Source organism: Rhodanobacter sp. FW106-PBR-R2A-1-15 (genome assembly GCF_058789735.1).
Genome location: NZ_JBYTEM010000045.1, coordinates 1 through 25,999 on the forward strand (window position 1 = coordinate 1; position 25,999 = coordinate 25,999).

Annotated in this window: 22 protein-coding genes and 1 other RNA gene; 4 read left to right on the forward strand and 19 right to left on the reverse strand. The window is 68.3% G+C overall.

Annotated features, from left to right (window positions below):
• Nucleotides 1-154 precede the first annotated feature (154 nt).
• The 3 genes from rsmA to AC3WTD_RS17600 are packed head-to-tail and all read left to right on the forward strand — an operon-like array spanning nt 155 to nt 2,240.
• Nucleotides 155-943 (forward strand): 16S rRNA (adenine(1518)-N(6)/adenine(1519)-N(6))-dimethyltransferase RsmA, encoded by a 789-nt coding sequence (gene rsmA / locus AC3WTD_RS17590; protein ID WP_027493139.1) that lies wholly within the window; start codon nt 155-157, stop codon nt 941-943.
• 46 nt (nt 944-989) lie between these two features.
• The gene (gene apaG, locus AC3WTD_RS17595; protein WP_027493140.1) at nt 990-1,373 is read left to right on the forward strand and encodes a Co2+/Mg2+ efflux protein ApaG; all 384 of its coding nucleotides are present in this window, start codon (nt 990-992) and stop codon (nt 1,371-1,373) included.
• Between the two features lie 15 nt (nt 1,374-1,388).
• Nucleotides 1,389-2,240, forward strand: a complete 852-nt coding sequence (locus AC3WTD_RS17600; protein ID WP_492614563.1) for a symmetrical bis(5'-nucleosyl)-tetraphosphatase — start codon at nt 1,389-1,391, stop codon at nt 2,238-2,240.
• Nucleotides 2,241-2,369: 129 nt separating this feature from the next.
• Here AC3WTD_RS17600 and secA read toward each other — a convergent pair whose 3' ends face one another.
• Both secA and AC3WTD_RS17610 read right to left on the reverse strand, forming a co-directional pair.
• Nucleotides 2,370-5,114, reverse strand: a complete 2,745-nt coding sequence (gene secA, locus AC3WTD_RS17605; protein WP_492614564.1) for a preprotein translocase subunit SecA — start codon at nt 5,112-5,114, stop codon at nt 2,370-2,372.
• A gap of 188 nt (nt 5,115-5,302) precedes the next feature.
• Nucleotides 5,303-6,232: a M23 family metallopeptidase gene (locus tag AC3WTD_RS17610; RefSeq protein ID WP_037089969.1), complete on the reverse strand. Its 930-nt coding sequence runs from the start codon at nt 6,230-6,232 to the stop codon at nt 5,303-5,305.
• Nucleotides 6,233-6,259: 27 nt separating this feature from the next.
• Between AC3WTD_RS17610 and AC3WTD_RS17615 the strand changes: the two genes are divergently transcribed.
• On the forward strand, nt 6,260-6,742 hold the full coding sequence (locus AC3WTD_RS17615; RefSeq protein WP_492614565.1) for a DciA family protein: 483 nt from the start codon (nt 6,260-6,262) through the stop codon (nt 6,740-6,742).
• A gap of 185 nt (nt 6,743-6,927) precedes the next feature.
• Here the strand turns inward: AC3WTD_RS17615 and lpxC are convergent, their stop codons facing one another.
• From lpxC to rsmI, 17 genes are all read right to left on the reverse strand, one after another.
• Nucleotides 6,928-7,842: a UDP-3-O-acyl-N-acetylglucosamine deacetylase gene (gene lpxC / locus AC3WTD_RS17620; RefSeq protein WP_027493145.1), complete on the reverse strand. Its 915-nt coding sequence runs from the start codon at nt 7,840-7,842 to the stop codon at nt 6,928-6,930.
• 453 nt (nt 7,843-8,295) lie between these two features.
• On the reverse strand, nt 8,296-9,483 hold the full coding sequence (ftsZ, locus tag AC3WTD_RS17625; protein ID WP_027493146.1) for a cell division protein FtsZ: 1,188 nt from the start codon (nt 9,481-9,483) through the stop codon (nt 8,296-8,298).
• Between the two features lie 123 nt (nt 9,484-9,606).
• Nucleotides 9,607-10,839 (reverse strand): cell division protein FtsA, encoded by a 1,233-nt coding sequence (gene ftsA / locus AC3WTD_RS17630; RefSeq protein ID WP_235642388.1) that lies wholly within the window; start codon nt 10,837-10,839, stop codon nt 9,607-9,609.
• The gene (locus tag AC3WTD_RS17635) at nt 10,836-11,570 is read right to left on the reverse strand and encodes a cell division protein FtsQ/DivIB (protein WP_492614566.1); all 735 of its coding nucleotides are present in this window, start codon (nt 11,568-11,570) and stop codon (nt 10,836-10,838) included. Before AC3WTD_RS17635 ends, ftsA begins: the two co-directional genes overlap by 4 nt.
• Nucleotides 11,567-12,616, reverse strand: a complete 1,050-nt coding sequence (locus tag AC3WTD_RS17640) for a D-alanine--D-alanine ligase (protein ID WP_492614567.1) — start codon at nt 12,614-12,616, stop codon at nt 11,567-11,569. Before AC3WTD_RS17640 ends, AC3WTD_RS17635 begins: the two co-directional genes overlap by 4 nt.
• 2 nt (nt 12,617-12,618) lie before the next feature.
• Complete coding sequence (murC, locus tag AC3WTD_RS17645) at nt 12,619-14,058, reverse strand: UDP-N-acetylmuramate--L-alanine ligase (protein WP_027493150.1); 1,440 nt, start codon at nt 14,056-14,058, stop codon at nt 12,619-12,621.
• Nucleotides 14,055-15,101: an undecaprenyldiphospho-muramoylpentapeptide beta-N-acetylglucosaminyltransferase gene (murG, locus tag AC3WTD_RS17650; protein ID WP_037089972.1), complete on the reverse strand. Its 1,047-nt coding sequence runs from the start codon at nt 15,099-15,101 to the stop codon at nt 14,055-14,057. Before murG ends, murC begins: the two co-directional genes overlap by 4 nt.
• A 185-nt stretch (nt 15,102-15,286) precedes the next feature.
• Nucleotides 15,287-16,522, reverse strand: coding sequence for a putative lipid II flippase FtsW (gene ftsW, locus AC3WTD_RS17655; RefSeq protein WP_027493152.1), 1,236 nt, complete (start codon nt 16,520-16,522; stop codon nt 15,287-15,289).
• 135 nt (nt 16,523-16,657) lie between these two features.
• Nucleotides 16,658-17,740, reverse strand: coding sequence for a phospho-N-acetylmuramoyl-pentapeptide-transferase (gene mraY, locus AC3WTD_RS17660; protein ID WP_027493153.1), 1,083 nt, complete (start codon nt 17,738-17,740; stop codon nt 16,658-16,660).
• Nucleotides 17,730-19,103, reverse strand: a complete 1,374-nt coding sequence (locus tag AC3WTD_RS17665; protein ID WP_027493154.1) for a UDP-N-acetylmuramoyl-tripeptide--D-alanyl-D-alanine ligase — start codon at nt 19,101-19,103, stop codon at nt 17,730-17,732. The genes mraY and AC3WTD_RS17665 overlap by 11 nt, the downstream gene beginning before the upstream one ends.
• The gene (locus AC3WTD_RS17670) at nt 19,100-20,662 is read right to left on the reverse strand and encodes a UDP-N-acetylmuramoyl-L-alanyl-D-glutamate--2,6-diaminopimelate ligase (RefSeq protein ID WP_492614568.1); all 1,563 of its coding nucleotides are present in this window, start codon (nt 20,660-20,662) and stop codon (nt 19,100-19,102) included. The genes AC3WTD_RS17665 and AC3WTD_RS17670 overlap by 4 nt, the downstream gene beginning before the upstream one ends.
• Nucleotides 20,659-22,470, reverse strand: a complete 1,812-nt coding sequence (locus tag AC3WTD_RS17675) for a peptidoglycan D,D-transpeptidase FtsI family protein (protein WP_492614569.1) — start codon at nt 22,468-22,470, stop codon at nt 20,659-20,661. Before AC3WTD_RS17675 ends, AC3WTD_RS17670 begins: the two co-directional genes overlap by 4 nt.
• On the reverse strand, nt 22,470-22,709 hold the full coding sequence (gene ftsL / locus AC3WTD_RS17680) for a cell division protein FtsL (RefSeq protein ID WP_037089989.1): 240 nt from the start codon (nt 22,707-22,709) through the stop codon (nt 22,470-22,472). The genes AC3WTD_RS17675 and ftsL overlap by 1 nt, the downstream gene beginning before the upstream one ends.
• 26 nt (nt 22,710-22,735) lie before the next feature.
• Nucleotides 22,736-23,662: a 16S rRNA (cytosine(1402)-N(4))-methyltransferase RsmH gene (gene rsmH / locus AC3WTD_RS17685; protein ID WP_492614570.1), complete on the reverse strand. Its 927-nt coding sequence runs from the start codon at nt 23,660-23,662 to the stop codon at nt 22,736-22,738.
• A gap of 42 nt (nt 23,663-23,704) precedes the next feature.
• Nucleotides 23,705-24,151 carry a division/cell wall cluster transcriptional repressor MraZ gene (mraZ, locus tag AC3WTD_RS17690; RefSeq protein WP_027493159.1) on the reverse strand — a complete coding sequence of 149 codons (447 nt, stop codon included), beginning with the start codon at nt 24,149-24,151 and terminating at the stop codon, nt 23,705-23,707.
• Nucleotides 24,152-24,476: 325 nt separating this feature from the next.
• Nucleotides 24,477-24,841, reverse strand: an RNA gene (gene rnpB, locus AC3WTD_RS17695) — RNase P RNA component class A.
• A gap of 71 nt (nt 24,842-24,912) precedes the next feature.
• Nucleotides 24,913-25,743, reverse strand: coding sequence for a 16S rRNA (cytidine(1402)-2'-O)-methyltransferase (gene rsmI / locus AC3WTD_RS17700; protein WP_027493160.1), 831 nt, complete (start codon nt 25,741-25,743; stop codon nt 24,913-24,915).
• Nucleotides 25,744-25,999: the final 256 nt, after the last annotated feature.

Consider the following 25,999-nt stretch of genomic DNA (forward strand, 5'->3'; position numbering starts at 1 on the left):
AAGAAAACCACATCCTGTGGTTTTCTTCGATCGCGAGTCCGGTACACGCCCGGACTCGCTCACATGAAACAGTCACTTGCGTGACTGTTTCATGTTCGGCCATCCCTGGCCGACCTGAGAGGTTGAAAAAATCACAACCTCTCACTGCTGCCCCATGAACGCACGCCCCAAGAAAAGCTTCGGCCAGCACTTCCTGCACGACCGGCGCTACATCGACCGCATCGTCGGCGCGATCGCACCGCGGCCGGAGGATTTCATGGTCGAGATCGGCCCCGGCGAGGGCGCGTTGACCCTGCCGCTGCTGGCGGCGGCGGGCAGGCTCACCGCGATCGAGCTGGACACCGACCTGATCCCCGCCCTGCGCTCGCGTGCCGCCACGGTGGGCGAGCTGCACGTCGTCCACGCCGACGTGCTGAAGGTGGACTTCAGCGCGCTGGCGCACCGCCACGGCGTGCCGCAGCTGCGCATCGCCGGCAACCTGCCGTACTACATCTCCAGCCCGATCCTGTTCCACTGCGTCGAGCACGCCGCGGCGATCCGCGACATGCATTTCATGCTGCAGAAGGAAGTGGTCGAGCGCATGGCCGCCGAACCGGGCAGCAAGGTATACGGCCGGCTGTCAGTGATGTTGCAGCTGGCCTGTCGCGTGGAACCGCTGTTCGAGGTGCCGCCGGAGGCGTTCCGCCCGCCGCCGAAGGTCGAATCCGCGGTGGTGCGGCTGCAGCCGTTGCCGCCCGACGAACGGCACGACGCGGTGCCGGAACACGTTCACGCGGTGGTCAAGGCCGCGTTCGGCCAGCGCCGCAAGACGCTGGCCAATGCGTTGCGGCAACTGCTCGACGCCGACGCGATCCGGCGCGCCGAGGTCGACCCGAAAGCGCGCGCCGAAACCCTCGCTCCGGCCGATTTCGTGCGCCTGGCCAAGGTCTACGGCAGCCTCTGAGGGAAACGCGCGCCCCATTCACGGCGGCAGGCCTTACAATCCGAGCATGACTGAAAAATCTTCCTACACGATCGACGTGCAGGTCGAAACCCGCTTCGTCCCCGACCAATCGAAGCCCGGTGACAATCGCTACGTTTTCGCCTACACCGTCACCCTGCGCAACGCCGGCGAGATGCCCGCGCGCCTGCTCGCACGCCGCTGGATGATCACCGACGGCAACGGCAAGGTCGAGGAGGTCACCGGCGAAGGCGTGGTCGGCGAACAGCCCTGGATGCGGCCCGGCGACGATTTCGAATACACCTCCGGCGCGGTGCTGGAGACGCCGGTCGGCACCATGGGCGGCAGCTACCGGATGCTGGCCGACGACGGCACGGAGTTCGAGGCGCCCATCCCGACCTTCACCCTGTCCATTCCGCGTACGCTGCACTGATGGCCCTGCGCTGACATGGCTACGTACGCGATCGGCGACGTGCAGGGCTGCTATCCCGAATTGCAACGCCTGCTCGACAAGCTGCGCTTCGACCCGGCACAGGACCGGCTGTGGTTCTGCGGCGACCTGGTCAACCGCGGCGGCCGCTCGCTGGACACGCTGCGGCTGATCCACAGCCTGCGCGAATACAGCGTGGTCACCCTGGGCAACCATGACCTCAGCCTGCTGGCGATCGCCCAGCGCCGGCCCGACGCGCAGGCCCGGGTGAACCCCGAACTGCGTGAGGTGCTGTTCGCCGACGACGCACCGGTGCTGTTCGAGTGGCTGCGTTCGCAGAAGCTGCTGCACCATGACGAGCAGCTCAACTGGACCATGGTGCATGCCGGCCTGGCGCCAACGTGGACGCTGCGCCAGGCGCAGCGCGCCGCGCAAGAGGTCGAGCGCGAGCTGTCCAGCCCGCACCATCCACGTCTGCTGCGCAACCTGTTCGGCAACCGGCCGGCGCTGTGGTTGAGCCGGCTGCAGGGCCTGGACCGCCAGCGCGCCACCATCAACACGATGACCCGGATGCGCTACTGCGACGTCAACGGCCGCATCGACTTCGAGGCGAAGGGTGCTCCCGGCACGCAGAAGGCCGGACTGTATCCGTGGTTCGAAGTGCCCGGTATGCGCCGGCGCGACACCCGCATCGTCTGTGGCCACTGGTCGGCACTGGGCCGCTTCGCCGGACTCGGCGTGCACGCGATCGACACCGGCTGCGTCTGGGGCGGGCAGCTCACTGCCTTGCGGCTGGACAGCGAGGAGCTGCAGTACATCGCAGTCAACGCCGAGCCGTATCGCAAACGCCCACCCGGCGGCGAGGACTGATCCGCCACTACTGAACCGACAGCCATGAAAAAACCCCGCCGCAGCGGGGTTTTCTTTTGATGAGGCGTGCGGCCACGGATGGCCGTCCGTTTGACTCTCGCGATCAGGGACGATTGCAAAAAAAACAACTCAGGCGAGCTGGCCGTGGCAGTGCTTGTACTTTTTGCCCGAGCCGCACGGGCACGGGTCGTTGCGTCCGACCTTGGGGCCATCGTGCTGCGCAGGCTGCTGCGCCAGACGCATGCCGGCACCGACCGCCGCCTCGGCTGCCACCGCGCCGCCAAACGCGCCTTCCGTCGGCGCGCCGCCGCCGCTGGCCAGCATCTGCTTCTGCAGGCGATCGGCCAGGCGGCGCTGCTCGGCCTCCATCGCGGCGACTTCCTCCTCGCTGCGAATGCGGATCCGCGCCAGCATCTGCACCACTTCGGCCTTGATCCGCTCGAGCATGTCGGAGAACAGCTTGAACGACTCGCGCTTGAACGCCTGCTTCGGATCCTGCTGTGCGTAGCCAACCAGGTAGATACCCTGGCGCAGGTAATCCATGCTGGCCAGATGATCCTTCCAGGCGTTGTCCACCACCGTCAGCATGATGTGCTTTTCCAGCTGGCGCATGGTCTCGGCGCCGATCTGCGCCTCCTTGGCCTGGAACAGCTCATGCACCGCGCCGCGCACATGCTCGAGGAGCATCTTCGCGTCGATCTCGTGCTGCTGCTCGATCCATTGCTTGAGGTCGAGCGACAGGCCCAGCTCGCTTTCCAGCTCGCGGTCGAGCCCGGCCAGATCCCACTGCTCGTCGATGCTGTCGTCCGGCACGTACGCACGCACCATGCTCTGCACCACGTCGTCGCGAATGTCGGCAACGGTGGCCTGCACCTCGTCGTCGTCGAGCAGTTCGTCGCGCTGGCGATAGATCACCTTGCGCTGGTCGTTGGCGACGTCGTCGAACTCCAGCAGGTGCTTGCGGATGTCGAAGTTGTGCTGTTCGACCTTGCGCTGCGCCTTCTCGATCTGGCGGCTGATCATGCGGTCTTCCAGCGCGTCGTCGTCCTTCATGCCGAAGCGCTTCATCCAGCGCACCAGGCCTTCGCCGCCGAAGATGCGCAGCAGGTTGTCCTCCAGCGACAGGTAGAAGCGCGAGGAGCCCGGATCGCCCTGGCGACCGGAACGGCCGCGCAGCTGGTTGTCAATGCGGCGCGACTCGTGCCGCTCGGTACCGATGATGTGCAGGCCACCGGCAGCGACCACCTGTTCGTGCAGTTTCTTCCACTCGGCCCTGACGCGCTGGCGGTCGGCCTCACCGGCCTCCGCCGGCAGCTCCGCCAGCGCCGCCTCCAGGCTGCCGCCGAGCACGATGTCGGTGCCGCGGCCGGCCATGTTGGTGGCGATGGTGACCTGGCCGGGTGCGCCGGCCTGGGCCACGATGTGCGCCTCGCGCTCGTGCTGCTTGGCGTTCAGCACCTCGTGCGCCACGCCGGCCTTCTTCAGCAAGCCCGACAGCAGCTCGGACACCTCGATCGAGGTGGTGCCCACCAGCACCGGCTGGCCGCGCTGGTGGCAAGCGCGGATGTCCTCGATCACCGAGTTGTACTTCGGCGTCTGCGACAGGAAGATCATATCCGGGTTGTCCTTGCGGATCATCGGCTTGTGGGTGGGAATCACCACCACCTCCAGGCCGTAGATGCTCTGGAACTCGAACGCCTCGGTGTCGGCCGTGCCGGTCATGCCGGCCAGCTTCTTGTACATGCGGAACAGGTTCTGGAACGTCACCGTGGCCAGCGTCTGGTTCTCGCGCTGGATCGGCACGCCTTCCTTCGCCTCCACCGCCTGGTGCAGGCCGTCCGACCAGCGCCGACCCGGCAGGGTGCGGCCAGTGAACTCGTCGACGATGATCACCTCGCCGTCGCGCACGATGTAGTCGACGTCGCGCTGGTAGATGCCGTTGGCCCGCAGCGCCGCGTTGAGGTGGTGCACCACCGCCAGGTTCTTGGAGTCGTACAGGCCGCTGTCCTGCTCGATCACGCCGCTCGCGCGCAGCAGTTCGTCGGCGTGCTGCATGCCCGCCTCGGACAGGTGCACCTGCTTCTGCTTCTCGTCGACCCAGTAGTCGCCCTCGCCGTTCTCCTCGATCTGGCGGACCATCTGCGGCACGATCTTGTTCACCGCGATGTACAGCTGCGGGGAATCCTCGGCCGGACCGGAGATGATCAGCGGCGTGCGCGCCTCGTCGATCAGGATCGAGTCGACCTCGTCGACGATCGCATAGTGCAGGCCGCGCTGATAGCGCTGTTCCTTGCTCAGCGCCATGTTGTCGCGCAGGTAGTCGAAGCCGAACTCGTTGTTGGTGCCGTAGGTGATGTCGGCGGCGTAGGCCGCGTGTTTGTCTGCGTGGTCCATGCCCGGGTACACCACCCCCACGGCCAGGCCGAGGAAGTTGTACAGCTTGCCCATCTGGGCTGAGTCGCGCCGGGCCAGGTAGTCGTTGACGGTGACCACGTGCACGCCCTTGCCGGCCAGCGCATTCAGGTAGACCGGCAGCGTGCCGACCAGGGTCTTGCCCTCGCCGGTGCGCATCTCGGCGATCTTGCCCTGGTGCAGCACCATGCCGCCGATCATCTGCACGTCGTAGGGGCGCATGCCCAGAGTGCGCTTGGCCGCCTCGCGCACCACCGCAAACGCTTCCGGCAGCAGTTTGTCGAGCGATTCCCCGGCCGCAACACGCTGCTTGAACACGTCGGTCTTGCCGCGCAGCTCGTCATCGCTCAGTTTCTCGAATTCGGGCTCCAGCGCATTGATGCGGTTGACACTCTTGGAAAGCTGGCGCAACACGCGTTCGTTGCGGCTGCCAAACAGGCTCGTCAGGGCACGATTGAACATCGATCTTCCGGGTTGGAGTGAAATGCCCACGGCGCACGCGGGCCAATCGAGCATGTTACTACATGCCCGCCGGGCACCATCCGCGGAGGCAGCCGCGCCGGGATGCGGCCGGTCGAGCCAGGCCGCAGCGTCATCCTGAATGGCGCCGGCCAGCGCCGGATTCAAGGCATGGTGGGCAGCAACGGGCCTCAGCGATGGTTGCGCACGAACGCCAGCGGGTTGACCACGCGGCCGTTGTACCAGACCTCGAAATGCACATGCGAGCCGGTGGAACGACCGGTGGAACCGGCCCGGGCCACCACGTCGCCGACCTGCACGTGCTGGCCAGGACGCGCCACCAGCGCGCTGTTGTGCGCATAGCGGGTCATGTAGCCGTTGCCGTGGTCGATCTCGACGACGTTGCCGTAGCCCTGGCGCACGCCGGCAAAGGTCACCATGCCCTCGGCCACGGTGTGCACCAGCGTGCCGAGCGGGGTCGAGATGTCAATGCCGGTATGCCGCGCCGAGCGGCCGTCGAACGGGTCCGCGCGCACGCCGAAATAGGAGGAGATATAACCCGGCACCGGCATCCCGGTCGGCTTCAGGTTCGACTCGATCCGGGCATCCAGCAGCAGGCTCTGCAGCGCCGACAGCTGCGCCTGTTGGCGATCGAACTGGCTGGCCAGCTGGGTGATGCTGTTGTCCAGCGCAGGCGGCAGGGCATAAGCGCTGCTGCCAGGGTCCTCGACGCCGCCGACGGCCGGCTGCTGGTCGAAATCGAACTCGCCGTCGTCGAGCTTGCCGACCTCCGCCAGGCGTTCGCCCAGCGCGTTCAGGCGGGTCGACTGGGCCTGCAGCTGGCCCAGCTTCACGGCCAGTGCGTCGAGGCTGCGCTGGGCTTCCTGGCGCACCCCGCCCAGTTGGGCGTCCTGCTGCCGGGCCTGCTGCTGCAGGTCGCGGATCTCGGCCAGCGCGCGGTCGCGCGGACTGGCCACCAGCATGGCCAGCGCCACGCCGACACCCATGCAACCGAGTACCGCCAGCGCAGCGGCCGAGAACAGCTTCCAGCGCAGGCGATGGTCGGCCAGGTCGAGGGTTTTCGGCAGTTTCCGGGCGCGTGATACGAGTATGATCTGCATGTCTTTCCTGGGTCGAATTCCGGCACCATGCAACGCGCCACTCCGACCACTTCCCGCCGCACCGGCAGCGGGCCGAAGCCCCTCGCCGACTGCGGCTCCTTCGCGACGCTGGCCCGAAGGGCCGACGCGCTGGAAGCGCTGGACCGCGCACTGCGCCAGACATTGCCGTTACCGCTGCGCGAGCAGGTGAGGTTCGCCAACCTGCGCAACGATCGCCTCGTCTTCCTGGCGTCTTCACCGGGCTGGGCATCGCGGCTGCGCTTGATGCAGACGCAAATCCTTGCCGCCGCACATGCCATTGGCACCTGCGCCAGTTCAGTCACCGTGAAAGTGATCCCCCCTGCACCAGCCGCCACAGCGCCGGACCGGTCGAAACCGCTTTCGCCTGCCGCCGCCGCCCACCTCAGGGCCGCCGCCGCATCATTCACAGACCCCGAATTGCGGGCGCTGTTCCTTGAGCTGGCGTCCTTCGCCGAAACCGCTGATTCCCCCTCGCCCGGCACCGATTGATGGCGCCGGTCCGCATGTCGCAGGCGGTTTTATAGCACGCCATTTGTTAAGGAGTAATCAGCCATGTCGCGAAGGCGTGAAGCGCAGCGCCCCCAGAACGTGATTGGCCCCACAAAAAAACGGCCCCGTCGCGCGACGGAGCCGTTTTTCGTGAGGGACTCGTAGAGGACTGGCCGCTGGTCGGCTCAGATGGCCTGTGCCGGGTGGGCGTAGGAGATCGGCGAGGTGGCCGGATCATCCTGATAGCTGACCTCTTCCCAGGCCGAGGCATCGGCCATCAGGGTGCGCAGCAGCTTGTTGTTCAGTTCGTGACCGGACTTGTGCGCGTGGTACGCGCCGATCAGGCTGTGGCCGAGCAGGTACAGGTCGCCGATCGCGTCGAGGATTTTGTGCTTGACGAACTCATCCTCGTAGCGAAGGCCGTCCTCGTTCAGCACCCGGTAGTCGTCCAGCACTACCGCGTTGTCCATCGAGCCGCCCAGCGCCAGGTTGTGCTCGCGCAGCATCTCGATGTCGCGCATGAAGCCGAAGGTGCGCGCGCGGCTGACTTCCTTGACGAACGAGGTGGTGGAGAAGTCGATCTCGGCGCGCGAGGTGCGCTGGCTGATGATCGGGTGGTTGAAGTCGATCGAGAAGCCGACCTTGAAGCCCTCGAACGGCTCGAAGCTGGCCCACTTGTCGCCTTCCTGCACCTTCACCGGCTTCTTGATGCGGATGAAGCGCTTGGCCACGTTCTGTTCTTCGATGCCGGCGGACTGCAGCAGGAAGACAAACGGACCGGCGCTGCCGTCCATGATCGGCACCTCCGGCGCGGACAGGTCGACGTAGGCATTGTCGATGCCCAGGCCCGCCATCGCCGAGAGCAGGTGCTCGACCGTGGCAACGCGCGCCTCGCCATCGACCAGCGTGGTCGACAGCCGGGTATCACCGACATTGTCCTCACGCGCGCGGATATCCACCGGCGGGGTCAGGTCGGTGCGGCGGAACACAATGCCCGTATTCGGCGCCGCGGGTCGCAAAGTCATGTACACCTTGTCACCCGTATGCAGGCCGACGCCGGTCGCCCGGATGACGTTCTTGAGCGTACGCTGCTTGATCATTGTAGTTGGTACCTGTGTAGGCAGCAGCCAATCAGGGGCGGATGCTAACACAGTTTTAACCTGTGGTGAAAGCAAACCGTACCGTACAGTCTGATTAAGCCTTCATGTTTCTTTCATCCTTGAAAGCTGACGCGTCCGCTGCGGTTTTCCCGATCAGGCGGCGGCGCGACACGATACCCCGGGCCTGGGACGGGAATCCGGCAGGGGTATCGGGCCAGTCGCTGCGGGCAATCCCGCGCCGACAGGCCATGCGTCATCCCGACGCACAGTCTTGCTGCTGTAAAGCTGCGAACGGCCAGCCGAAGCCAACCCCGGCCCTTCCCCGCGCATCGCTCGGTCCGGCAGACGGCGCCGGCGCGGCACGATGGAAGTAGTGACCGATCCAACGGGCGATCGTTCAATCCTTTCGCATTTCCTTAACTTGTGCAAGCGGTCCGAAGTCGATATGCCTACTCAGTCGGCCTGGCGGCGCAGGAACGCCGGGATATCCAGGTAATCGAAGCCCGGCTCGGCGCCCTTCGCCGGTGCCGCCGGTTCCGTACGGCCGTGGCTGACCGCCATCTCCGGTTGCGCGTAGTCGACCACCTCGTTGCCGGTGCCGGTCCGCAGCACCACCGGACGTGGGCGCATCAGCACCTGCTGGGTCTCGACCATGCGGATCGGCGGCTGCTGGCGCGAGGCCATCGCCCGGTTGAGGCCGGTGGCGACCACGGTGACGCGCACGTCGTCCTTCATCTCCGGGTCCAGCGAGGTGCCCATCACCACGGTGGCGTCCTCGCTGGCGAAGTCGTGGATGATCCGGCCGATCTCGTCAAACTCGCGCATGGTCAGGTTGGGACCGGCGGTGACGTTGACCAGGATGCCGCAGGCACCGTTGAGGTTGACGTCCTCCAGCAGCGGGTTCTTGATCGCCGCCTCGGCCGCCGCCTGGGCGCGGTCGTCGCCGCGGGCGGTGCCCGAGCCCATCATGGCCAGGCCCATCTCCGACATCACGGTGCGCACGTCGGCGAAGTCGACGTTGATCAGGCCCGGGGCGGTGATCAGGTCGGCGATGCCCTGCACGGCGCCCTGCAGCACGTCGTTGGCGGCCTTGAACGCGTTGAGCAGGGTGACCTCGCGGCCGAGCACGCTGAGCAGCTTCTCGTTCGGCACGGTGATCAGCGAGTCGACGTGCTGGGACAGGTCCTCGATGCCCTTCAGCGCAACCTGCATGCGCCGACGGCCCTCGAACGGGAACGGCTTGGTCACCACCGCCACGGTGAGGATGCCCTTCTCCTTGGCCAGCTGCGCCACCACCGGTGCCGCGCCGGTACCGGTGCCACCGCCCATGCCGGCGGTGATGAACACCATGTCGGCGCCTTCCAGCATCGCCTCGATCCGTTCGCGATCCTCCAGCGCAGCCTGCCGGCCGACTTCGGGATTCGCACCGGCGCCGAGACCCTTGGTCACGTTGCCACCGAGCTGCAGGTGGGTGCGCGAGCCGCAGCTGTTCATCGCCTGTGCGTCGGTGTTGGCGACGACGAATTCCACGCCTTCAATGTTGGCATTCAGCATGTGCGCCACGGCATTGCCGCCGCCGCCGCCCACGCCGATCACCTTGATGACCGCATTGGGTGCAAGTTTATCGATCAGTTCAAACATTTCCCGTCCTCCGCAGAGTTGTTGTCGTTGTAACCATGGGTGGCGACTCCTGTCGATCCATGGTGGTGGGCGGATGTCCCTCCGCCCGTGGCGACGCCTCCTGCGCCACCGGATTCGTGTTGCTCAGAAATTCCTGGTGAGCCAGCCGCGCAGCTTGCCGACCACGCCGCCGACACTGCCGCCGATCGGGCCGCCTGCCCGCGTGCCGCCGGCGCGCGCGCCGTGCAGCAGCAGGCCCACGCCGGTGGCGTGCAGCGGACTGGAAACGACTTCGCCAAGGCCCTCGATCTGCTGCGGCACGCCGATGCGCACCATCTTGTGGAAGATCTCCTCAGCCAGCTCCAGCGCGCCTTCCATCTTCGAGGCGCCGCCGGTCAGCACCACGCCGGCCGCCACCAGGCTCTCGTAGCCGGAGCGGCGCAGCTGGTCCTGCACCATCTCGAAAATTTCCTCGTAGCGCGCCTGCACGCTCTGCGCCAGCGACTGCCGGGCCAGCCGGCGCGGTGGGCGATCACCCACGCTGGGCACCTGGATGGTTTCCTCGGCGTGGGCCAGCCCGGTCACCGCGCAGGCGTACTTGATCTTGATCTCCTCCGCGTGCGCGGTCGGCGTGTGCACGCCATAGGCGATGTCGCTGGTGACCTGGTCGCCGCCCACCGGCAGCGAGGCGGTGTAGCGGATCGAGCCCTGGGTGTAGATTGCGATGTCGGTGGTGCCCGCGCCGATGTCGACCAGGCACACGCCGAGCTCGCGCTCATCGTCGGTCAGCACCGCCTTCGCGCTGGCCACCGCCGAGGGCACCAGCTCGTCCACGGTGAGGCCGCAGCGCTGGATGCACTTGGTGACGTTCTGCACCGCCGCCGCGGCACCGGTGACCAGGTGCACGTTCGCCTCCAGCCGCACGCCGCTCATGCCGATCGGCGCGCGGATGCCGTCCTGGCCGTCGATGCGGTATTCCTGCGATTCCTTGTAGAGCACCTTGCGGTCGGCCGGGATCGCCACCGCGCTGGCCGCCTCCAGCACCTGCTCCAGGTCGCTGGCGGTGACTTCGCGGTCGCGGATCGCCGCGTTGCCGTGCGAGTTGCGGGTTTCCAGGTGGCTGCCGGAGATCGAGGCGTAGACCGAGCGGATGTCGCAGCCGGCCATCAGCTCGGCCTCCTCCACCGCGCGCTGGATCGAATGCACGGTCGATTCGATGTCGACCACCGAGCCGCGCTTCATGCCGCGCGAGACGTGGGTGCCGATGCCGATCACGGTGATCGGCTCGCCCGGCTCGTACTCGCCGACGATGGCCACCACCTTCGAGGTGCCGATGTCGAGCCCGACCACCAGTTGCTTGTCATTGCGCGGCTTCATGAGCGGGGCGAACCTCCAGCGTTGGCGGCGGCCGTCGGCGGCCAGCGCACGGCGAATCCATTGGTGTAGCGAAGATCGGCGTAGGCGAAGCCGTCGGCATGGCCGGCAATCAGCTGCGGATAGACGTCGAGGAAGCGGCGCAACCGGCGCCCGGCGTACTCGCGGTCGCCGACCACGACCCGCGCGCCGCCGGCCATGCTCACGCTCCAGCTGCCGCGCTCGGTCAGCGCCACGCCGGCGACCTGCAGATGGGTGCCGGCGAACGCCTTGCGGGTTTCCGCGTAGAAGCTGACCACCTCGGCCAGCCGCGCATCCGGACCGTGCAGGCTCGGCAGCGCGCCGATGCCGTCCATGCCCGGCGCCGCGAACACCAGGCCCTGGCGGCTGATCAGCTGCTTGTCGTTCCAGCGCGCGAACGGCTCGCGCTCGTAGATGCGCAGCAGCAGGGTATCGGGCCAGCGCTTGCGCGCTTCCACCGATTCCACCCACGGCAGCGCAGCCACCGCTTTCTGCACCGCGTCGAGATCCAGCGCGAAGAAGCCCCTGCCCAGATGCGGCCGCACCGCGGCGCGGATGTCGTCCGCGCCGACGTGCCGGAACTCGGCCTGCACCGTCAGCTGGGTCACCGGCCAGCGCCCGACCGCGAACCACCCGCGCAACACGCCGACGATCGGCAGCGCGACCAGCGCGATGGCGAGGCACCAGGCGACGAGGCGGATGGTTCCTTTCACTGGGCGCCTCCCTCGGAGCCGCGGGATTTGGGATTCGGGATTCGGGATTCGGCAGAGCTGCCATCCGCGTTGAACGAACCATTGCGGAAGCTGGTTTCCAGCACGCGCCAGCAGAGCTGCTGGTAATCGATGCCAGCAGCCTTGGCGGCCTTGGGCACCAGCGAGTGCGAGGTCATGCCGGGTGCGGTGTTCACTTCCAGCAGCCAGTTGCGGCCGGCGCGGTCGCGCATCACGTCGACCCGGCCCCAGCCGGTGCAGCCCAGCGCGTCGAACGCGGCCAGCGCCAGTGCGCGCAGCTCCGTCTCCGCGTCGCCTTCCAGGCCGGGGCACAGGTACAGCGTGTCCTCAGCGATGTATTTCGCGTTGTAGTCGTAGAACGCGCCCTTCGGCACGATGTGGATGCTGGGCAGCACCTGGCGACCGAGGATGGCGACGGTCAGTTCGTCGCCCTCGATCAGGGTTTCCATCAGCAGGTCACCCGGATACTTCGCGGCCAGCTCGACCGCCTGGTCCAGCTGGGATTCCTCGAAAACGCGGGTGACGCCCACGCTGGATCCTTCGCAGGCCGGCTTCACGATCAGCGGAAAGCCGACCTGTTTCGCCGCCGCATGCACCGCCTGCCCCGGACTCGATCCGGGGTCAGCGCCGCGCGGCAGCGCCACGAACTTCGGGGTCGGCAGGCCGAGCGATTGCCACACGCGCTTCGAACGCGGCTTGTCCATCGACAGCGCCGAGCCGAGCACGCCCGAGCCGGTGTACGGCACGTTCAGCGCCTCCAACGCGCCCTGCAGCACGCCATCCTCGCCACCGCCATGCTGGCCGTGCAGGATGTTGAACACGCGCGCGAAGCCACCGGCGCGCAGCGCGTCGAGCAGCGCGGGAATGCCGTCGACCGGCTGCGCGTCCACGCCGCGCGCCCTGAGCGCTTCCAGCACGTTGCGGCCGGAATCCAGCGAGACTTCGCGCTCGGCCGAGCTGCCGCCCATCACCACGGCGACGCGGCCGAACCGGGCAGGATCGCTGATGTTGTTCACGGTCACCTTCATGCTCACTTGTTCGTCCTAAGGTTGCCGAGCTGGGCCAGCTCCACCGCCGCCGCGCCGATGTCGCCGGCGCCGAGCAGCAGCAGCAGGTCGCCGTCGCGCAGCAGCGTCGGCAGGGTGTCCTTCAGGTCGCGCGGATGCTCGACCAGTACCGGATCGACCTTGCCGCGGGCGCGCACCGCCCGCGCCAGCGCGCGGCCGTCGGCACCGGCGATCGGCGCCTCGCCGGCCGGGTAGACGTCGGTCAGCACCAGCACGTCGACCTCGGCCAGCACGTTGGCGAAGTCGTCCAGCAGGTCGCGCGTGCGGCTGTAGCGGTGCGGCTGAAAACCGACCACCAGGCGACGCCCGGGCCAGCCGCCGCGGGCGGCGGCGAACACCGCGGCCAGCTCGCGCGGGTGGTGGCCGTAGTCGTCGACCAGCAGCACGCTGCCCTGGTCCAGCGCGATCTCGCCGCGCCGGTGGAAGCGCCGACCGACGCCCTGGAAGTTCTCCAGCGCCCGCGCCAGCGCATCGGCCTCGACGCCGAGCTGCCAGCCGATCGCCGCGGCGGCCAGCGCGTTCAGCACGTTGTGCCGGCCCGGCAGATTGAGCTTCACCGGCAGCGCCTCGGCCCGGCCCGGCAGCAGCAGCTCGAAATGCATCTCGAAGCCGTGCTGGCTCACGTTCTGCGCGCGTACGTCGGCGTCGGCGGCGTCGATGCCGTAGGTCATCACGCGGCGCGTGGTGGACTTCGCCAGCACGGCCACTTCCGGGTCGTCCGCGCACAGCACGGCCAGGCCGTAGAACGGCAACCGGTGCAGGAAGTCGGCGAACGCCTTCTTCACCTCGGCGAAATCGCCGTGGTAGTTCTCCAGGTGGTCGGCGTCGATGTTGGTCACCGCCGCGATCACCGGCGACAACAGCAGGAACGAGCCGTCGGATTCGTCCGCCTCGGCAACCAAGTACTGCCCGGTACCGAGCCGCGCGTTCGCGCCGGCCGCGTTGAGCTGGCCGCCGATCACGAAGGTCGGGTCGTAGCCCGCCTCGGCCAGCACGCTGGCGGTAAGGCTGGTGGTGGTGGTCTTGCCATGCGTGCCGGCGATCGCCACGCCGCGGCGGAAGCGCATCAGTTCGCCCAGCATCTCCGCGCGCGGGATCACCGGGATGCGCGCCTCGCGGGCGGCGACCAGCTCCGGGTTGTCCTGCCTGATCGCGCTGGAGGTCACCACCACGTCGGCATCGCCGATGTTTTCCACGGCGTGGCCGACGTGCACGTCGATGCCCAGTTGCCGCAGCCGCTGCGCGGTGGGCGAGTTGGCGCGGTCGGAACCGGACACCGCGTAGCCGAGGTTGTGCAGCACCTCGGCAATGCCGCTCATGCCGACACCGCCGATACCGATGAAGTGCACCCGGCGGAACGTGCTCATCGGGTCCTCATGCGCATGCAATCGACGCGGCGTCATGCGGCGACCTCCAGGCAAGCGCGCGCGATGACCTGCGCCGCATCGGGTTTCGCCAGCGTGCGCGCGGCTTCGGCCATCGCCAGCAGGCGGTGGCGATCGCCCAGCAGCGATGCCAACCGCTGCGCCAGAATCTGTACGTCCAGCTCGTTCTCCTGCATCAGTTCGGCGGCGCCGGCCGCCATCAGCACTTCGGCGTTGCATGTCTGGTGGTCGTCCACCGCATGCGGGAACGGCACCAGCACCGCGCCCAGCCCGGCCGCGGCCAGCTCGGCCAGGGTCAGTGCGCCGGCGCGGCACACGGCCAGGTCGGCCCAGCCGTAGCTGCCAGCCATGTCGTCGATGAACGCCACCACCTGTGCCTCGACGCCGGCCTGCGCATACGCTTCGCGAGCTTCGTCGAGGCCGCGGCTGCCGCACTGGTGCAGCACCTCGGGACGCTGCGCCGGGGGCAACTGCGTCAGCGCCCGCGGCAGCGCCAGGTTCAGCGCGCGGGCACCGAGGCTGCCGCCCAGTACCAGCAGACGCGGCTTGCCGTCGCGCCCCGCCATGCGCGCGGCCGGCGGCGGCAACGCGGCGATCGCCTCGCGCACCGGGTTGCCGACCCACTCGGCCCGCGGCAAGGCACCGGCGAAACCGGCCAGCACGCGCTTCGCCAGTCCGGCCAGCTTGCGGTTGGTGAAGCCGGCCACGCGGTTCTGCTCGTGCACCAGCAGCGGCCGGCGCAGCAGCCACGCGGCGAGGCCGCCAGGGCCGGCCACGTAACCGCCCATCGACAGCACGCTGCGCGGTTGCACCTGGCGCAACACGGCGAGCGAAGCAAACAGCGCACGTAGCAGCATCAGCGGCGCCAGCAGCCGGGTCTTGATGCCCTTGCCGCGCAGGCCCCCCACCGCCACGGTGTGCAACTCGATCTGCTGCGCCGGCACCACCTTCGTTTCCATCCCGCCGACCGCGCCCAGCCACACCACCGGCACGCCCTGCGCGTGCAGGCACTCGGCTACGGCGAGGCCGGGGAAGATGTGCCCGCCGGTACCGCCGGCCATGATGAGTACGGGCCGGGAATCGGGATTCGGGATTCGGGATTCGGCAGGGCGCTGCGCGCGAGCGTCAAGATTCTCCCGATGCTGGGCGTGCAACATCGCTGCAAGCCTGCGCGGCATGCCTTTGCGAATCCCGAATCCCGTATCTCGGCTTTCAACAGCCGAAGGGCTGGTCATCCCGGACGTGATCATGCCGCCACCGCCTCGCGCGGCTTCGCCGCGACGTTCGCGTCAAGCGCGGCCACCGCCGCCGGCATCCGCGTGGCCATCTGCCGTGCGTCCAGCGCGCGGTTGATCTCCCAGGTGGCGCGCAGCAGCACGCCGGCCATGGCACAGGTCAGCACCATCGACGAACCGCCGTAGCTGATCAGCGGCAGGGTCAGTCCCTTGGTCGGCAGCGCGCCCAGGTTCACGCCGACCGACACGAACGCCTGCATCGCCAGCATCAGCGAGATACCGAACGCGACGTAGCCGGCAAAGCGCTGGCCCACCTCGACGCCCTTCAGGCCCAGGTACAGACCGCGCCCCACCGCCAGGCCGAACAGGCCGATCACCAGCAGCACGCCGGCCAGCCCCAGCTCCTCGCCGATCACCGCGAAGATGAAGTCGGTATGGGCCTCCGGCAGGTAGGACAGCTTCAGCACGCTGGAGCCCAGGCCCACCCCGGTCCACTCGCCGCGGCCGATCGCCATCAGCGACTGGGTCAGCTGGAAGCCGTCGTTGAACGGGTCCTTCCACGGGTCCATGAACGAGGTCAGCCGCTTCATGCGGTAGCTTTCGCCGGTCGCCGCCACGTACAGCAGCGGCATCAGCGGCAGGCCCATCAGGAACAGGAAGATCGGCCGCGCTCCGCCCAGCCAGACCATCGCGATGGTCACCGCGATCACCAACGTGGCCGAGCCGAAGTCCGGCTGCGCCAGCAGCAGCAGCACGATCATGCCGGCCACCAGCAGCGGCTTGAACAAGCCCAGGAATTTCGTTTCCACGTTCTCGCGGTGGCGCACCAGGTAGCTGGCGACGTAGATCACCAGGATCAGCTTCACCGCCTCCACCGGCTGGAACGTGGTGACCAGCAGGTTCAGCCAGCGTCGCGCGCCGTTGATGCGCATGCCCAGGTGCGGCACGAACACCGCCAGCAGCATCAGGAACGCCAGCGCCAACAGCGGGAACGCGAACTTCTCCAGCAGCTTCAGCTCGGTGCGCATCGCCAGGCCGGCGGCGACCAGCCCGAAGCCGAGGAACAAGAGATGCCTCTTCAGGAAATAGAACGCGCCGAGGTGCTGGCTGTCGGCCACCGCGATCGAACTGGACGTCACCATCACCACGCCCACGCCGGCCAGCCCGACCAGCGCAACCAGCAGCCACAGATCGAAGCTGCCGCACGGACCGCTGCGCCGCTTGGCCTGGGTGGTGGCGTCAAACATGGGCGCCTCCCCTGGAGGCGCGGGATTCGGGATTCTGGATTCGAGATTCGGCAAAGCGGGCGCAGCGCGGCGCTACGGACTTGCGACCGCTCTTGCGAATCCCGAATCCCGAATCTCGAATCCCGGCTTTCATCATCAGCGCACCTTCAACGTGGCAAGGCCGATCAGCACCAGCACCACGCTGATGATCCAGAAGCGCACGATCACCCGCGGCTCCGGCCAGCCCTTCAGTTCGAAGTGGTGGTGGATCGGCGCCATGCGGAACACACGCTTGCCGGTGAGCTTGAAGCTCGCCACCTGGATCATCACCGAGGCGGTTTCCATCACGAACACGCCGCCCATCACCAGCAGCACGATCTCCTGGCGCACGATCACCGCCACGCAACCCAGCGCCGCGCCCATCGCCAGCGCGCCGACGTCGCCCATGAACACCTGCGCCGGATAGGTGTTGAACCACAGGAAGCCCAGCCCCGCGCCGGACAGCGCCCCAGTGAAGATCGCCAGCTCGCCCGCGCCGGGGATCGAGGGGATGCCCAGGTACTCGGAGAACACCTTGTTGCCGGCCAGGTAGGCGAATGCGCCGAGCGCGCCGGAAACCAGCACGGTGGGCATGATCGCCAGGCCGTCCAGCCCGTCGGTGAGATTCACCGCGTTGGAGAAGCCCACGATCATGAAATAGGTGATCACCACGAAAAACAGCCCCAGCGGCAGCACCACGTGCTTGAACAGCGGCACGTACAATGCGGTCTCCGCGGGCAGCTGGGCGGTGTGGTAGAGGAACAGCGCCGCGCCGAGGCCGAACACCGACTGCCAGAAATACTTCCAGCGACTGGCCAGGCCGCGGCTGTCCTTCAGCACCAGCTTGCGGTAGTCGTCGTAGAAGCCGATCGCACCGAAGCTCAGCAGCACTGCCAGCACCACCCACACGTAGCGGTTGTGCAGGTCGGCCCACAGCAAGGTGGCGACGGTGACCGAGAGCAGGATCATCACGCCGCCCATGGTCGGCGTGCCGGCCTTGACCAGGTGCGTCTGCGGACCATCGCTGCGCACCACCTGGCCGGCCTTCAGCGCCGCCAGCCGGTTGATCAGCCACGGTCCGCACCACAGCGACAGCGACAGCGCGGTGAGCGCGGCCATGATGGTGCGGAAGGTGATGTACTGGAACAGGTGCAGGGCGGTGAAATGTCGTGCCATCCAGTCGGCCAATTCAAGCAGCATCGGATGCGTCCCCCTTGTTCTTGCCGGCATGACCGCCGAGCGCCACCACCACCTGCTCCATTCCGGCCGAGCGCGAGCCCTTCACCAGGCAGGTGACGCCCGCGTGCAGTTGCGCCTGCAGCACGGCGATCAGCGCCGCCTTGTCCTCGAAATGCTCGCCGCCCGCGCCGAACGCCTCGACCGTGGCCACGCCGAGCGGACCGACGGCGAACAGCCGCTCGACCCCGCGCTCGCGCGCCCGCACGCCGATGCCGGCGTGCAGCGCGCGCGCGTCGGGGCCCAGCTCGGCCATGTCGCCCAGCACCAGCCAGCGTTCACCGCCGGCCAGCAGCAAGGTGTCGATCGCCGCCGCCATCGAGCTCGGGTTCGCGTTGTAGCTGTCGTCGATCAGCGTCCAGCCGCCAGTCATCGTTTCACGGCGCAGCCGGCCGGCCACGCCGGGCACCTGCTCCAGCCCGGCCACGATGGTGCCCAGCGGCACCTCCAGCGCCAGCGCCACCGCCGTGGCCGCCAGCGCGTTGGCGATGTTGTGGCGGCCGGGCAGCGGCAGCGCCACTTCGGCATCGCCCTGTGGCGTGCTGAGCACGAAGCGCGAGCCGTCCACGCGCTGCTCGACGATGTCGGCGCCGACGTCGGCCGGCTGCTCGAGACCGAAGCGCAGCACGCGGCGCGCGCCGGCCAGGCCGGCGAAGAAGCTGGCGAACGCGTCGTCGGCGTTGATGATCGCGATGCCATCGGCCGGCAAAGACTGGTATAGCGCGCCCTTGGTCTCGGCCACGCCCTCGATGCTGCCCATGCGCGCAAGATGCGCCGGCGCGATGAGCGTGACGAGGCCGATATCGGGCCGCGCGATGGCGGCCAGGTAGGCGATGTCGCCCGGCTTGCCGGCACCCATCTCGAACACCGCGTATCCGGTGTCCGGCGGCATCGCCAGCAGGCTCAGCGGCAGGCCCAGTTCATTGTTGAAGTTGCCGGCGCTGACGTGGGTGCGGCCGTGCCGCGACAGGATCGAGGCGACCAGCGTCTTCACCGTGGTCTTGCCGTTGGAGCCGGTGATGCCGACCACGCGCACGTTGCGCTGGGCGCGCACCGCACTGGCCAGGTCGCCGAGGGCCAGTTCCGTGTTGTCTACCAGCAGCTGCGGCAGCGCGCTGTCGACCTTGCGCGTCACCAGCGCAGCGACCGCGCCGCGCGCGGCGGCCTCGGCCAGGTAATCGTGGCCATCCACCCGCTCGCCCCTGATCGCCACGAACAGGTCGCCGGGCTTGAGCTTGCGCGTGTCGATGGCGACGCCGGTCACCTCGACGTCGCTGCCGAACAGGCAGCCATGGGTCCACAGCGCGATGGCGGCGAGCTTCATCACGGGCGTGCCTCCCTGCCGATCCGCTCCAGCACTGCGCGCGCCGCCGCCATATCGTCGAACGGACGCTTGCCGGCGGCGCCCTCCTGGTAGGTTTCGTGGCCCTTGCCGGCGATCAGCACCGCGTCACCGGCACGCGCCAGCTGCAGCGCGTCGGCGATCGCCACCGCCCGGTCGCGCTCGACCGCCATCGCGCGCGCCGCCGCCATGCCGGCGACGATCTGCGCCACGATCGCGTCGCCGTCCTCGCCACGCGGGTTGTCGTCGGTGACGATGGCCACGTCGGCCAGCCGCGCCGCGATCGCGCCCATCAGCGGACGCTTGCCGGCATCGCGCTCGCCGCCGCAGCCGAACACGCAGATCAGCTTGCCGGTGCAATGCGCGCGCACCGCGGTCAGCGCCTGCTCCAGCGCATCCGGCGTGTGCGCATAGTCGACCACCACCAGCGGCTGGCCCTGCACGCCGCCGAGCCGGCTCATGCGTCCGTTCACCGGCTGCAGCTGCGCGACCACCTCGACGATGCGCGCGAACGGCTCGCCCAGCGCGCCGAGGCAGGCCACCACGGCCAGCAGGTTGGCCACATTGAAGCGGCCGATCAGCTGGCTGCGCACCGCCCGCGTGCCCCACGGCGTGCGCAGCAGGAACGCCAGCCCTTCGGTCGAGCTGACGATCGCACTGGCGGCGACTTCCGCCTCTTCGTCGCCGGCCATGCTGAAACGCAGCCGCTCGACGCCGGCGGGCAACTGCCCGGCCAGCTCGCGACCGAACGCGTCGTCGATGTTGATCGCCGCGCTGCGCAGGCCCGGCCAGGCAAACAGCCTGGCCTTCGCCGCGCCGTAGGCCTGCATGCTGCCGTGGTAGTCCAGGTGGTCGCGGGTGAGGTTGGTGAACGCGGCCACCTCGTAATCCACCGCCGCCACGCGGCCCTGCTCCAGCGCGTGCGAGGACACCTCCATCGCGACGTGGCTGACATCCGCGTCGCGGAATTCCGCCAGCAGCGCCTGCACCGTCACCGCGTCGGGCGTGGTGCGCTCGCCTTCGTGCAACTGGCCATGCACGCCGGCGCCGAGCGTGCCGATCGACGCCGCGCGGTGGCCGAGCAGGGTCAGCGCCTGCGCCAGCAGCTGCACGCACGAGGTCTTGCCGTTGGTGCCAGTGACGCCGACCATGCGCATCGACTCGCTGGGGCGGCGGTAGAAGCGCGCGGCGATCTCGCTGACCTGGCCGTGCAGGCCCTCGATCCACAGCACGGGAACCTCGCCGACTGCCTGCGGCAGTCGACCCCTTCCGCCTTCGGCATCTGCCCCTGCAGGCAGGGGCAGGAATTCACCTGGCGCGGGCGCTTCCGCCAGCACCACGCGGGCACCACGCTGCACGGCGCCGGCGGCGAAGGTGATGCCGTGGGCGTGGCTGCCGCGCAGGGCGAAGAACGCGTCGCCGCGCTGCACCCGGCGCGAATCCAGGCTCAGGCCGGACACCACGATGCGGCCGACGTCCGGCGCCGCGGCGATCGGCGCGTCGGCGATGCCCAGCAGCAACTGGTCGAGGTGGCCGCTGCTCATGGCGTATCCTCGTCGACCGGGGCGTCGTCGATCGGCGCATCGACCGGCGGCTGCGCACCGACCAGCCCGGTGCCCTGCAACGGGCCGCCCACGTACCAGCGGCCGATGTTGTCCGGCGGCACGTCGAGCAGGCGCAGCGCGCCTTCCATCACCCGCGAGAACACCGGTCCGGACACGGTGCCGCCGTAGTAGCTGCCCTTCTGCGGGTTGTCGATCACCACTACCGCGGCCAGCCGCGGGTTGGACGCCGGTACGATGCCGGCGAACGCCGAGGTGTAGTTGCTCTTGGCGTAGCCGCCGATGCTGGCCTTGTGCGCGGTGCCGGTCTTGCCGGCCACGCTGTAGTTGGCGATGCGCGCCAGCGTGCCGGTGCTGCCCGGTCCGGTCACCGTCTCCATCATGCGCAGCAGCTGGCCTGCCACTTCCGGCGAGATGATCTGCTTGGAGGTGGCGTCGCCGCCCTTGATGAAGCTCGGGCTGTGCATCACGCCGCCGTCGGCGATGGTGGCGTAGGCGTTGACCAGCTGCAGCACGGTCACGTTGAGGCCGTAGCCGTAGCCGAGAATGGCCTTCTCCAGCGGGCGCCAGCTGCGGCCGATGCGCAGCGAGCCGGCAGCCTCGCCGGGGAAGCCGCTCTCGGTGCTGTTGCCGAAGCCGAACGCGCGGTAGGTGTCGTACATCAGCGCCGTGTCGAGCGTCATCGCGATGTGCGCAGCGCCCACGTTGCTCGACTTGGTGATCACCCCGGTCGGCGTCAGCAGCCCATAGTTGTGCGTGTCGTGGATGTCGTGGCCCTGGAAATACCAGTGGCCGCCGGTGGTGTCGATGATCGGGCTGGTCGGCGTGTACTTGCCGCTGGACAGTGCCGCCGCCATCAGGACCGGCTTGATGGTGGAGCCGGGCTCGAGCACGTCGGTCATCGCCCGGTTGCGCCGCTGGCCGGGCCGGCTGCCGCCGAGCGCGTTCGGGTTGTAGGTGGGCAGGTTGGCCATCGCCAGTACCTCGCCGGTTTTCACATCGAGCACCGCGATCGAGCCGGAGTCGGCCTGCGATTTCTCCAGCGCGTTCTTCAGCTCGCTGTAGGCGAGGAACTGGATGCGCCGGTCGATGCTGAGCGTGAGGTTCTGCCCCGGCTTCGGTGCGCGCACCTGCTCAAGGTCCTCCACCACCTGGCCCATGCGGTCGCGAATCACGCGTTTTGCGCCTGGCTTGCCGGCCAGCCAGTCGTCGTAGGCCAGCTCCAGGCCTTCCTGGCCGCGATCGTCGATGTTGGTGAAGCCGAGCACGTGCGCGGTCACTTCGCCGGACGGGTAGTAGCGCTTGAACTCGCGCTGGCCGTTGATGCCGGGAATGCCCAGGTCCAGCACCGCCTGCGCCGCCGCCGGCGCCATCTGCCGACGCAGATAGACGAACTCGCGGTCCGAGCGCTGCGCCAGCTGCGCCTTCAGACTGTCGGCGTCCACACCCAGCGCCTGCGCCAGCGCGGGGATGCGTTCGTCGCTGTCCAGCACCTCGGCCGGGTTGGCCCAGATCGACATCATCGGCGTGGACACCGCCAGCGGCTCGCCGTTGCGGTCGAAGATGGTGCCGCGCGACACCGGAATCGGCATCTCGCGCAGGAAGCGCGCATCGCCCTGGCGCTGGTAGAACTGCTTGCGCACCACCTGCAGGTCGAACGCACGCGCCACCAGCCCGACCGAGACCAGGCTCAGCAGGCCGACCACCACCACCATGCGCCGGCGCGCGCTGGGGCCGGCGCCGCGGCGGCGGCCGGGATGGGCGGGAGCGCGGTGGTTGCGCCAGCTCATCAGCGCAGCAACCGGATGTCTTGCGGACGCGGATCGACCATGCCCAGCTTCTGCCGGGCCTCGTCGTCGATGCGCCGCGGTTCGGCATAGGTGGCCTGCTCCAGCTCAAGCTTGCCGTACTCGATGTTCAGCTCGTCGCGCTGGTTCTGCAGCGCGGTCAGGTTGACGAACAGCACGCGACTCTCGTGGCGCGTCCACACCACGCCGAGCGCGCTGACCAGCACCGCGATCAGCAGCATCAGCAGGCTCAGGGCGCCGAGCGCCCTCACGTCAACTTCTCCGCCACGCGCAGCACGGCCGAGCGCGCGCGCGGGTTCGCCGCCTGCTCGGTCGCGGACGGGAACTGCGCCTTGCCGACCGGTGCAAGCCGCGCCGGCGCGGCTTGCACCGGTGGCCCGCGGCGGCTGTTCTGCACGCGGCCGGAGTGATCGCGGATGAACAGCTTCACCGCACGGTCTTCCAGCGAATGGAAGCTGATCACCGCCAGCCGGCCGCCGGGCTTGAGCCGCTCCAGCGCCGCATCCAGCCCCTGCTTGAGGGCATCCAGCTCGCCGTTCACGCGGATGCGCAGCGCCTGGAAGCTGCGCGTGGCCGGATGCTTGCCCGGCTCGCGCCGGCCCACCACGCGTTCGATCAGTGCGGCCAGCTGGCCGGTGCGAGTGAACGGGGTGGCATCGCGGTCGACCACGATGGCGCGGGCGATGCGCCGGCTGTGGCGCTCCTCGCCGTAGTGCCACAGCACGTCGGCGATCTCGCGCTCGCTGGCCTGGGCCAGGAATTCGGCGGCGCTCTCGCCCTGGGTGGGATCCATGCGCATGTCCAGCGGCGCGTCGGCCATGAAGCTGAAGCCGCGTGCGGCTTCATCCAGCTGCGGCGAGGACACGCCCAGGTCGAGCAGCACGCCATCGAGACCAGCGGTGGTCTCGTCCCACTCGGCCAGGCTGGAAAAATTCGCGTGGCGGATCGTCACGCGCGGATCGGCAGCGAATTCGGCCTGCGCCGTGGCGATCGCCGCGGGGTCGCGGTCCATCAGCAGCAGCCGGCCGTCGGAGCCCAGGCGCGACAGCACCGCGCGGGCGTGACCGCCGCGACCGAAGGTTCCATCGAGATAGCGCCCGCCCGCATGCACGGCGAGTCCCTCCACTGCTTCACCCAGCATCACCGGGATGTGCCGCAAAACTTGCTCGGCCATGCCGCACTCCCGCTCCCGTCCCACCCACATGCCGATCGCGCCTTACAGGCGCAATTCCGCCATTGCCTGCGTGATCTCCGCTTCGCCGATGGTCTGGCGGATCTTCTTGAGGTGTTCCTGCTCGCTCCACAGCTCGAACTTGTCGCCCATGCCCAGCAGCACCGCCTTCTTCTCGATGCCGGTGGTGGCGCGCTGGCTGGGCGGCAGCAGCACCCGCGCCGCCGAGTCGGGTTCGACCACCGCGGCCGCACCGACCAGCTTCATCTGCATGTCGCGATGCGCCTTGACCACCTTGGAAAGCGCGTTGACCTGGTCGCGCACCAATTCCCACGCCGCATACGGGAACAGCCACAGGCAGCCCGGCTCAAACGGGTTGTAGGTGATCACCAGACGATTGGCGCACTCGCCCGCCACCTGCTCCCGGTAGACGGTCGGGATGGTCAGGCGGCCCTTGTCGTCGATGGTGATGGCGGTTTCGCCCTGGAACACGATCAGCAGACTCCACTAAAACCCACGATTTCACACTGGAGCCCACGATAATCTCGCCCCATGAGACTGTCAAGGGAATTTCGCTTGTGAATCAAGGAGTAAAGGCAGAATGCTGACCATACGTGCAGCATTTTCTGAGGAACGCCAGCAAGGTGTTTGAAAGCAGGGAATTTTTTATAAATAAAAACACGTTGCCTCAGGCCCTCGCCTGGCGAAATCCCACCGGATCGGCACCGCGTAGCCACTCCGGCATGAACCACCGTTCACGCAGACGCCTGCATCGCCACCGCGACGAGGGGTCGCGATGGCGATGCAGGCATGGAAGAGGTGGAGTCGGCCTGTAAGCCGGGTTCTGTACGCCTTGCGGCGCGACAGTCATTCCTCTCGGCCAGGCGTCGCCGCCTGGCTCCAGCAACCTACCCGGGAACAACGCGGGCCGCGTTATCGTTCCCCTATTTGGTCTTGCTCCGAGTGGGGTTTACCGTGCCGTACGGCGTTGGCCCCGTACGCGGTGCGCTCTTACCGCACCCTTTCACCCTTGCCTGATCCTCTTGCGAGGCCATCGGCGGTCTGCTCTCTGTTGCACTGGCCGTCAGCTCACGCTGCCCAGGAGTTACCTGGCACTCTGCCCTGCGGAGCCCGGACTTTCCTCGATGCACTTGCGTGCGACGCGACTGTCCGGCCGACTCCGGGGGCCATTGTAATGGCCCGGGATTCGGGATTGGGGATTCGGGATTCGGAAAAGCTCGCCGAAACCAGCTTCACGATTCATACAAGGTCTTGCGCGGCGCGCCGCTGATCGCGGCCGCGAGTTTGGCGGCCTTGGCTGGGGGCAGCTCCTCGCGCAGGATGGCGAACACGCGCTGGCCCTCGGCCAGCTTCGCGTCGGCTTCCTCGCCGCGGCCGGCGACCAGGATCACGCATTCGCCGCGCTGCTGGTCGGGATCGTTCGCCACCCGTGCGGCCAGCTCCGCCAGCGGCTTGCCGATCACCGTCTCGAACAGCTTGGTCAGCTCGCGCGCCAGCACCGCCTCGCGCCCGGCGCCGAACACGTCGCGCATGTCGGCCAGGCTTTCGGCGACGCGGTGCGACGACTCATAGAAGATGAGCGTGCGCGCGTCGCCGGCCAGTTCCTGCAGCCGGCTGCGCCGCGACGCCGCCTTCGGCGGCAGGAAACCCTCGAACACGAAACGGTCGCTGGGCAGGCCGGCCACCGACAGCGCGGCGATCGCCGCGCAGGCGCCCGGCACCGGAATGCAACGGATGCCGGCGGCGCGCGCGGCGCGCACCAGCCGGAAACCCGGATCGCTGATCAGCGGCGTACCCGCATCGGAGATCAGCGCCACCGCCTCGCCAGCCTGCATGCGGCGCACGATCGACTCCACCGCCTCGCGCTCGTTGTGCTCGTGCAGCGCGATCAGCGGCGTGTCGATGTTGTGATGCACCAGCAACGGCCGGCTGTGGCGGGTGTCCTCGGCGGCGATCACCGCCACCTGGCGCAGCGTGTCGATGGCGCGCGCGGAAAGATCGTCGCGATGGCCGATCGGCGTGGCGACCACCCACAGGGAGCCTAATTCCGAGAGCCTGTTCATGATCTCCAAGTGCCCCGCGTTGTCATCGAGCGACTGTCAGGTGGTAGCGCGTAGCGCAGCGCCTGACTGGTTGTCAGGCCAAGCTGCGAGCGGCCGCCTGGCGGCCGCTCGATGGCAACCCGAAGGGCCGGGTCTGTTTGCCCGCATGTCGGCGTCATCACTCGGTCGTGGACGGACATCCACTCCTTCGTTCTTCCTTGACCAGCGCGCAAACAGTTCCCGGCGCGGGGCACTTGGAGATCATGAACAGGCTCTG

Bases quoted from the DNA above. Each gene is read 5' to 3' on its own strand.
- rsmA (WP_027493139.1), top strand. From the start codon at position 155: ATGAACGCACGCCCCAAGAAAAGCTTCGGCCAGCACTTCCTGCACGAC.
- apaG (WP_027493140.1), top strand. From the start codon at position 990: ATGACTGAAAAATCTTCCTACACGATCGACGTGCAGGTCGAAACCCGC.
- AC3WTD_RS17600 (WP_492614563.1), top strand. From the start codon at position 1,389: ATGGCTACGTACGCGATCGGCGACGTGCAGGGCTGCTATCCCGAATTG.
- secA (WP_492614564.1), bottom strand. From the start codon at position 5,114: ATGTTCAATCGTGCCCTGACGAGCCTGTTTGGCAGCCGCAACGAACGC.
- AC3WTD_RS17610 (WP_037089969.1), bottom strand. From the start codon at position 6,232: ATGCAGATCATACTCGTATCACGCGCCCGGAAACTGCCGAAAACCCTC.
- AC3WTD_RS17615 (WP_492614565.1), top strand. From the start codon at position 6,260: ATGCAACGCGCCACTCCGACCACTTCCCGCCGCACCGGCAGCGGGCCG.
- lpxC (WP_027493145.1), bottom strand. From the start codon at position 7,842: ATGATCAAGCAGCGTACGCTCAAGAACGTCATCCGGGCGACCGGCGTC.
- ftsZ (WP_027493146.1), bottom strand. From the start codon at position 9,483: ATGTTTGAACTGATCGATAAACTTGCACCCAATGCGGTCATCAAGGTG.
- ftsA (WP_235642388.1), bottom strand. From the start codon at position 10,839: ATGAAGCCGCGCAATGACAAGCAACTGGTGGTCGGGCTCGACATCGGC.
- AC3WTD_RS17640 (WP_492614567.1), bottom strand. From the start codon at position 12,616: ATGAAGGTGACCGTGAACAACATCAGCGATCCTGCCCGGTTCGGCCGC.
- murC (WP_027493150.1), bottom strand. From the start codon at position 14,058: ATGACGCCGCGTCGATTGCATGCGCATGAGGACCCGATGAGCACGTTC.
- murG (WP_037089972.1), bottom strand. From the start codon at position 15,101: ATGGCCGGCGGTACCGGCGGGCACATCTTCCCCGGCCTCGCCGTAGCC.
- ftsW (WP_027493152.1), bottom strand. From the start codon at position 16,522: ATGTTTGACGCCACCACCCAGGCCAAGCGGCGCAGCGGTCCGTGCGGC.
- mraY (WP_027493153.1), bottom strand. From the start codon at position 17,740: ATGCTGCTTGAATTGGCCGACTGGATGGCACGACATTTCACCGCCCTG.
- AC3WTD_RS17670 (WP_492614568.1), bottom strand. From the start codon at position 20,662: ATGAGCAGCGGCCACCTCGACCAGTTGCTGCTGGGCATCGCCGACGCG.
- AC3WTD_RS17675 (WP_492614569.1), bottom strand. From the start codon at position 22,470: ATGAGCTGGCGCAACCACCGCGCTCCCGCCCATCCCGGCCGCCGCCGC.
- ftsL (WP_037089989.1), bottom strand. From the start codon at position 22,709: ATGCTGCTGATCGCGGTGCTGGTCAGCGCGCTCGGCGTGGTGTGGACG.
- rsmH (WP_492614570.1), bottom strand. From the start codon at position 23,662: ATGGCCGAGCAAGTTTTGCGGCACATCCCGGTGATGCTGGGTGAAGCA.
- rsmI (WP_027493160.1), bottom strand. From the start codon at position 25,743: ATGAACAGGCTCTCGGAATTAGGCTCCCTGTGGGTGGTCGCCACGCCG.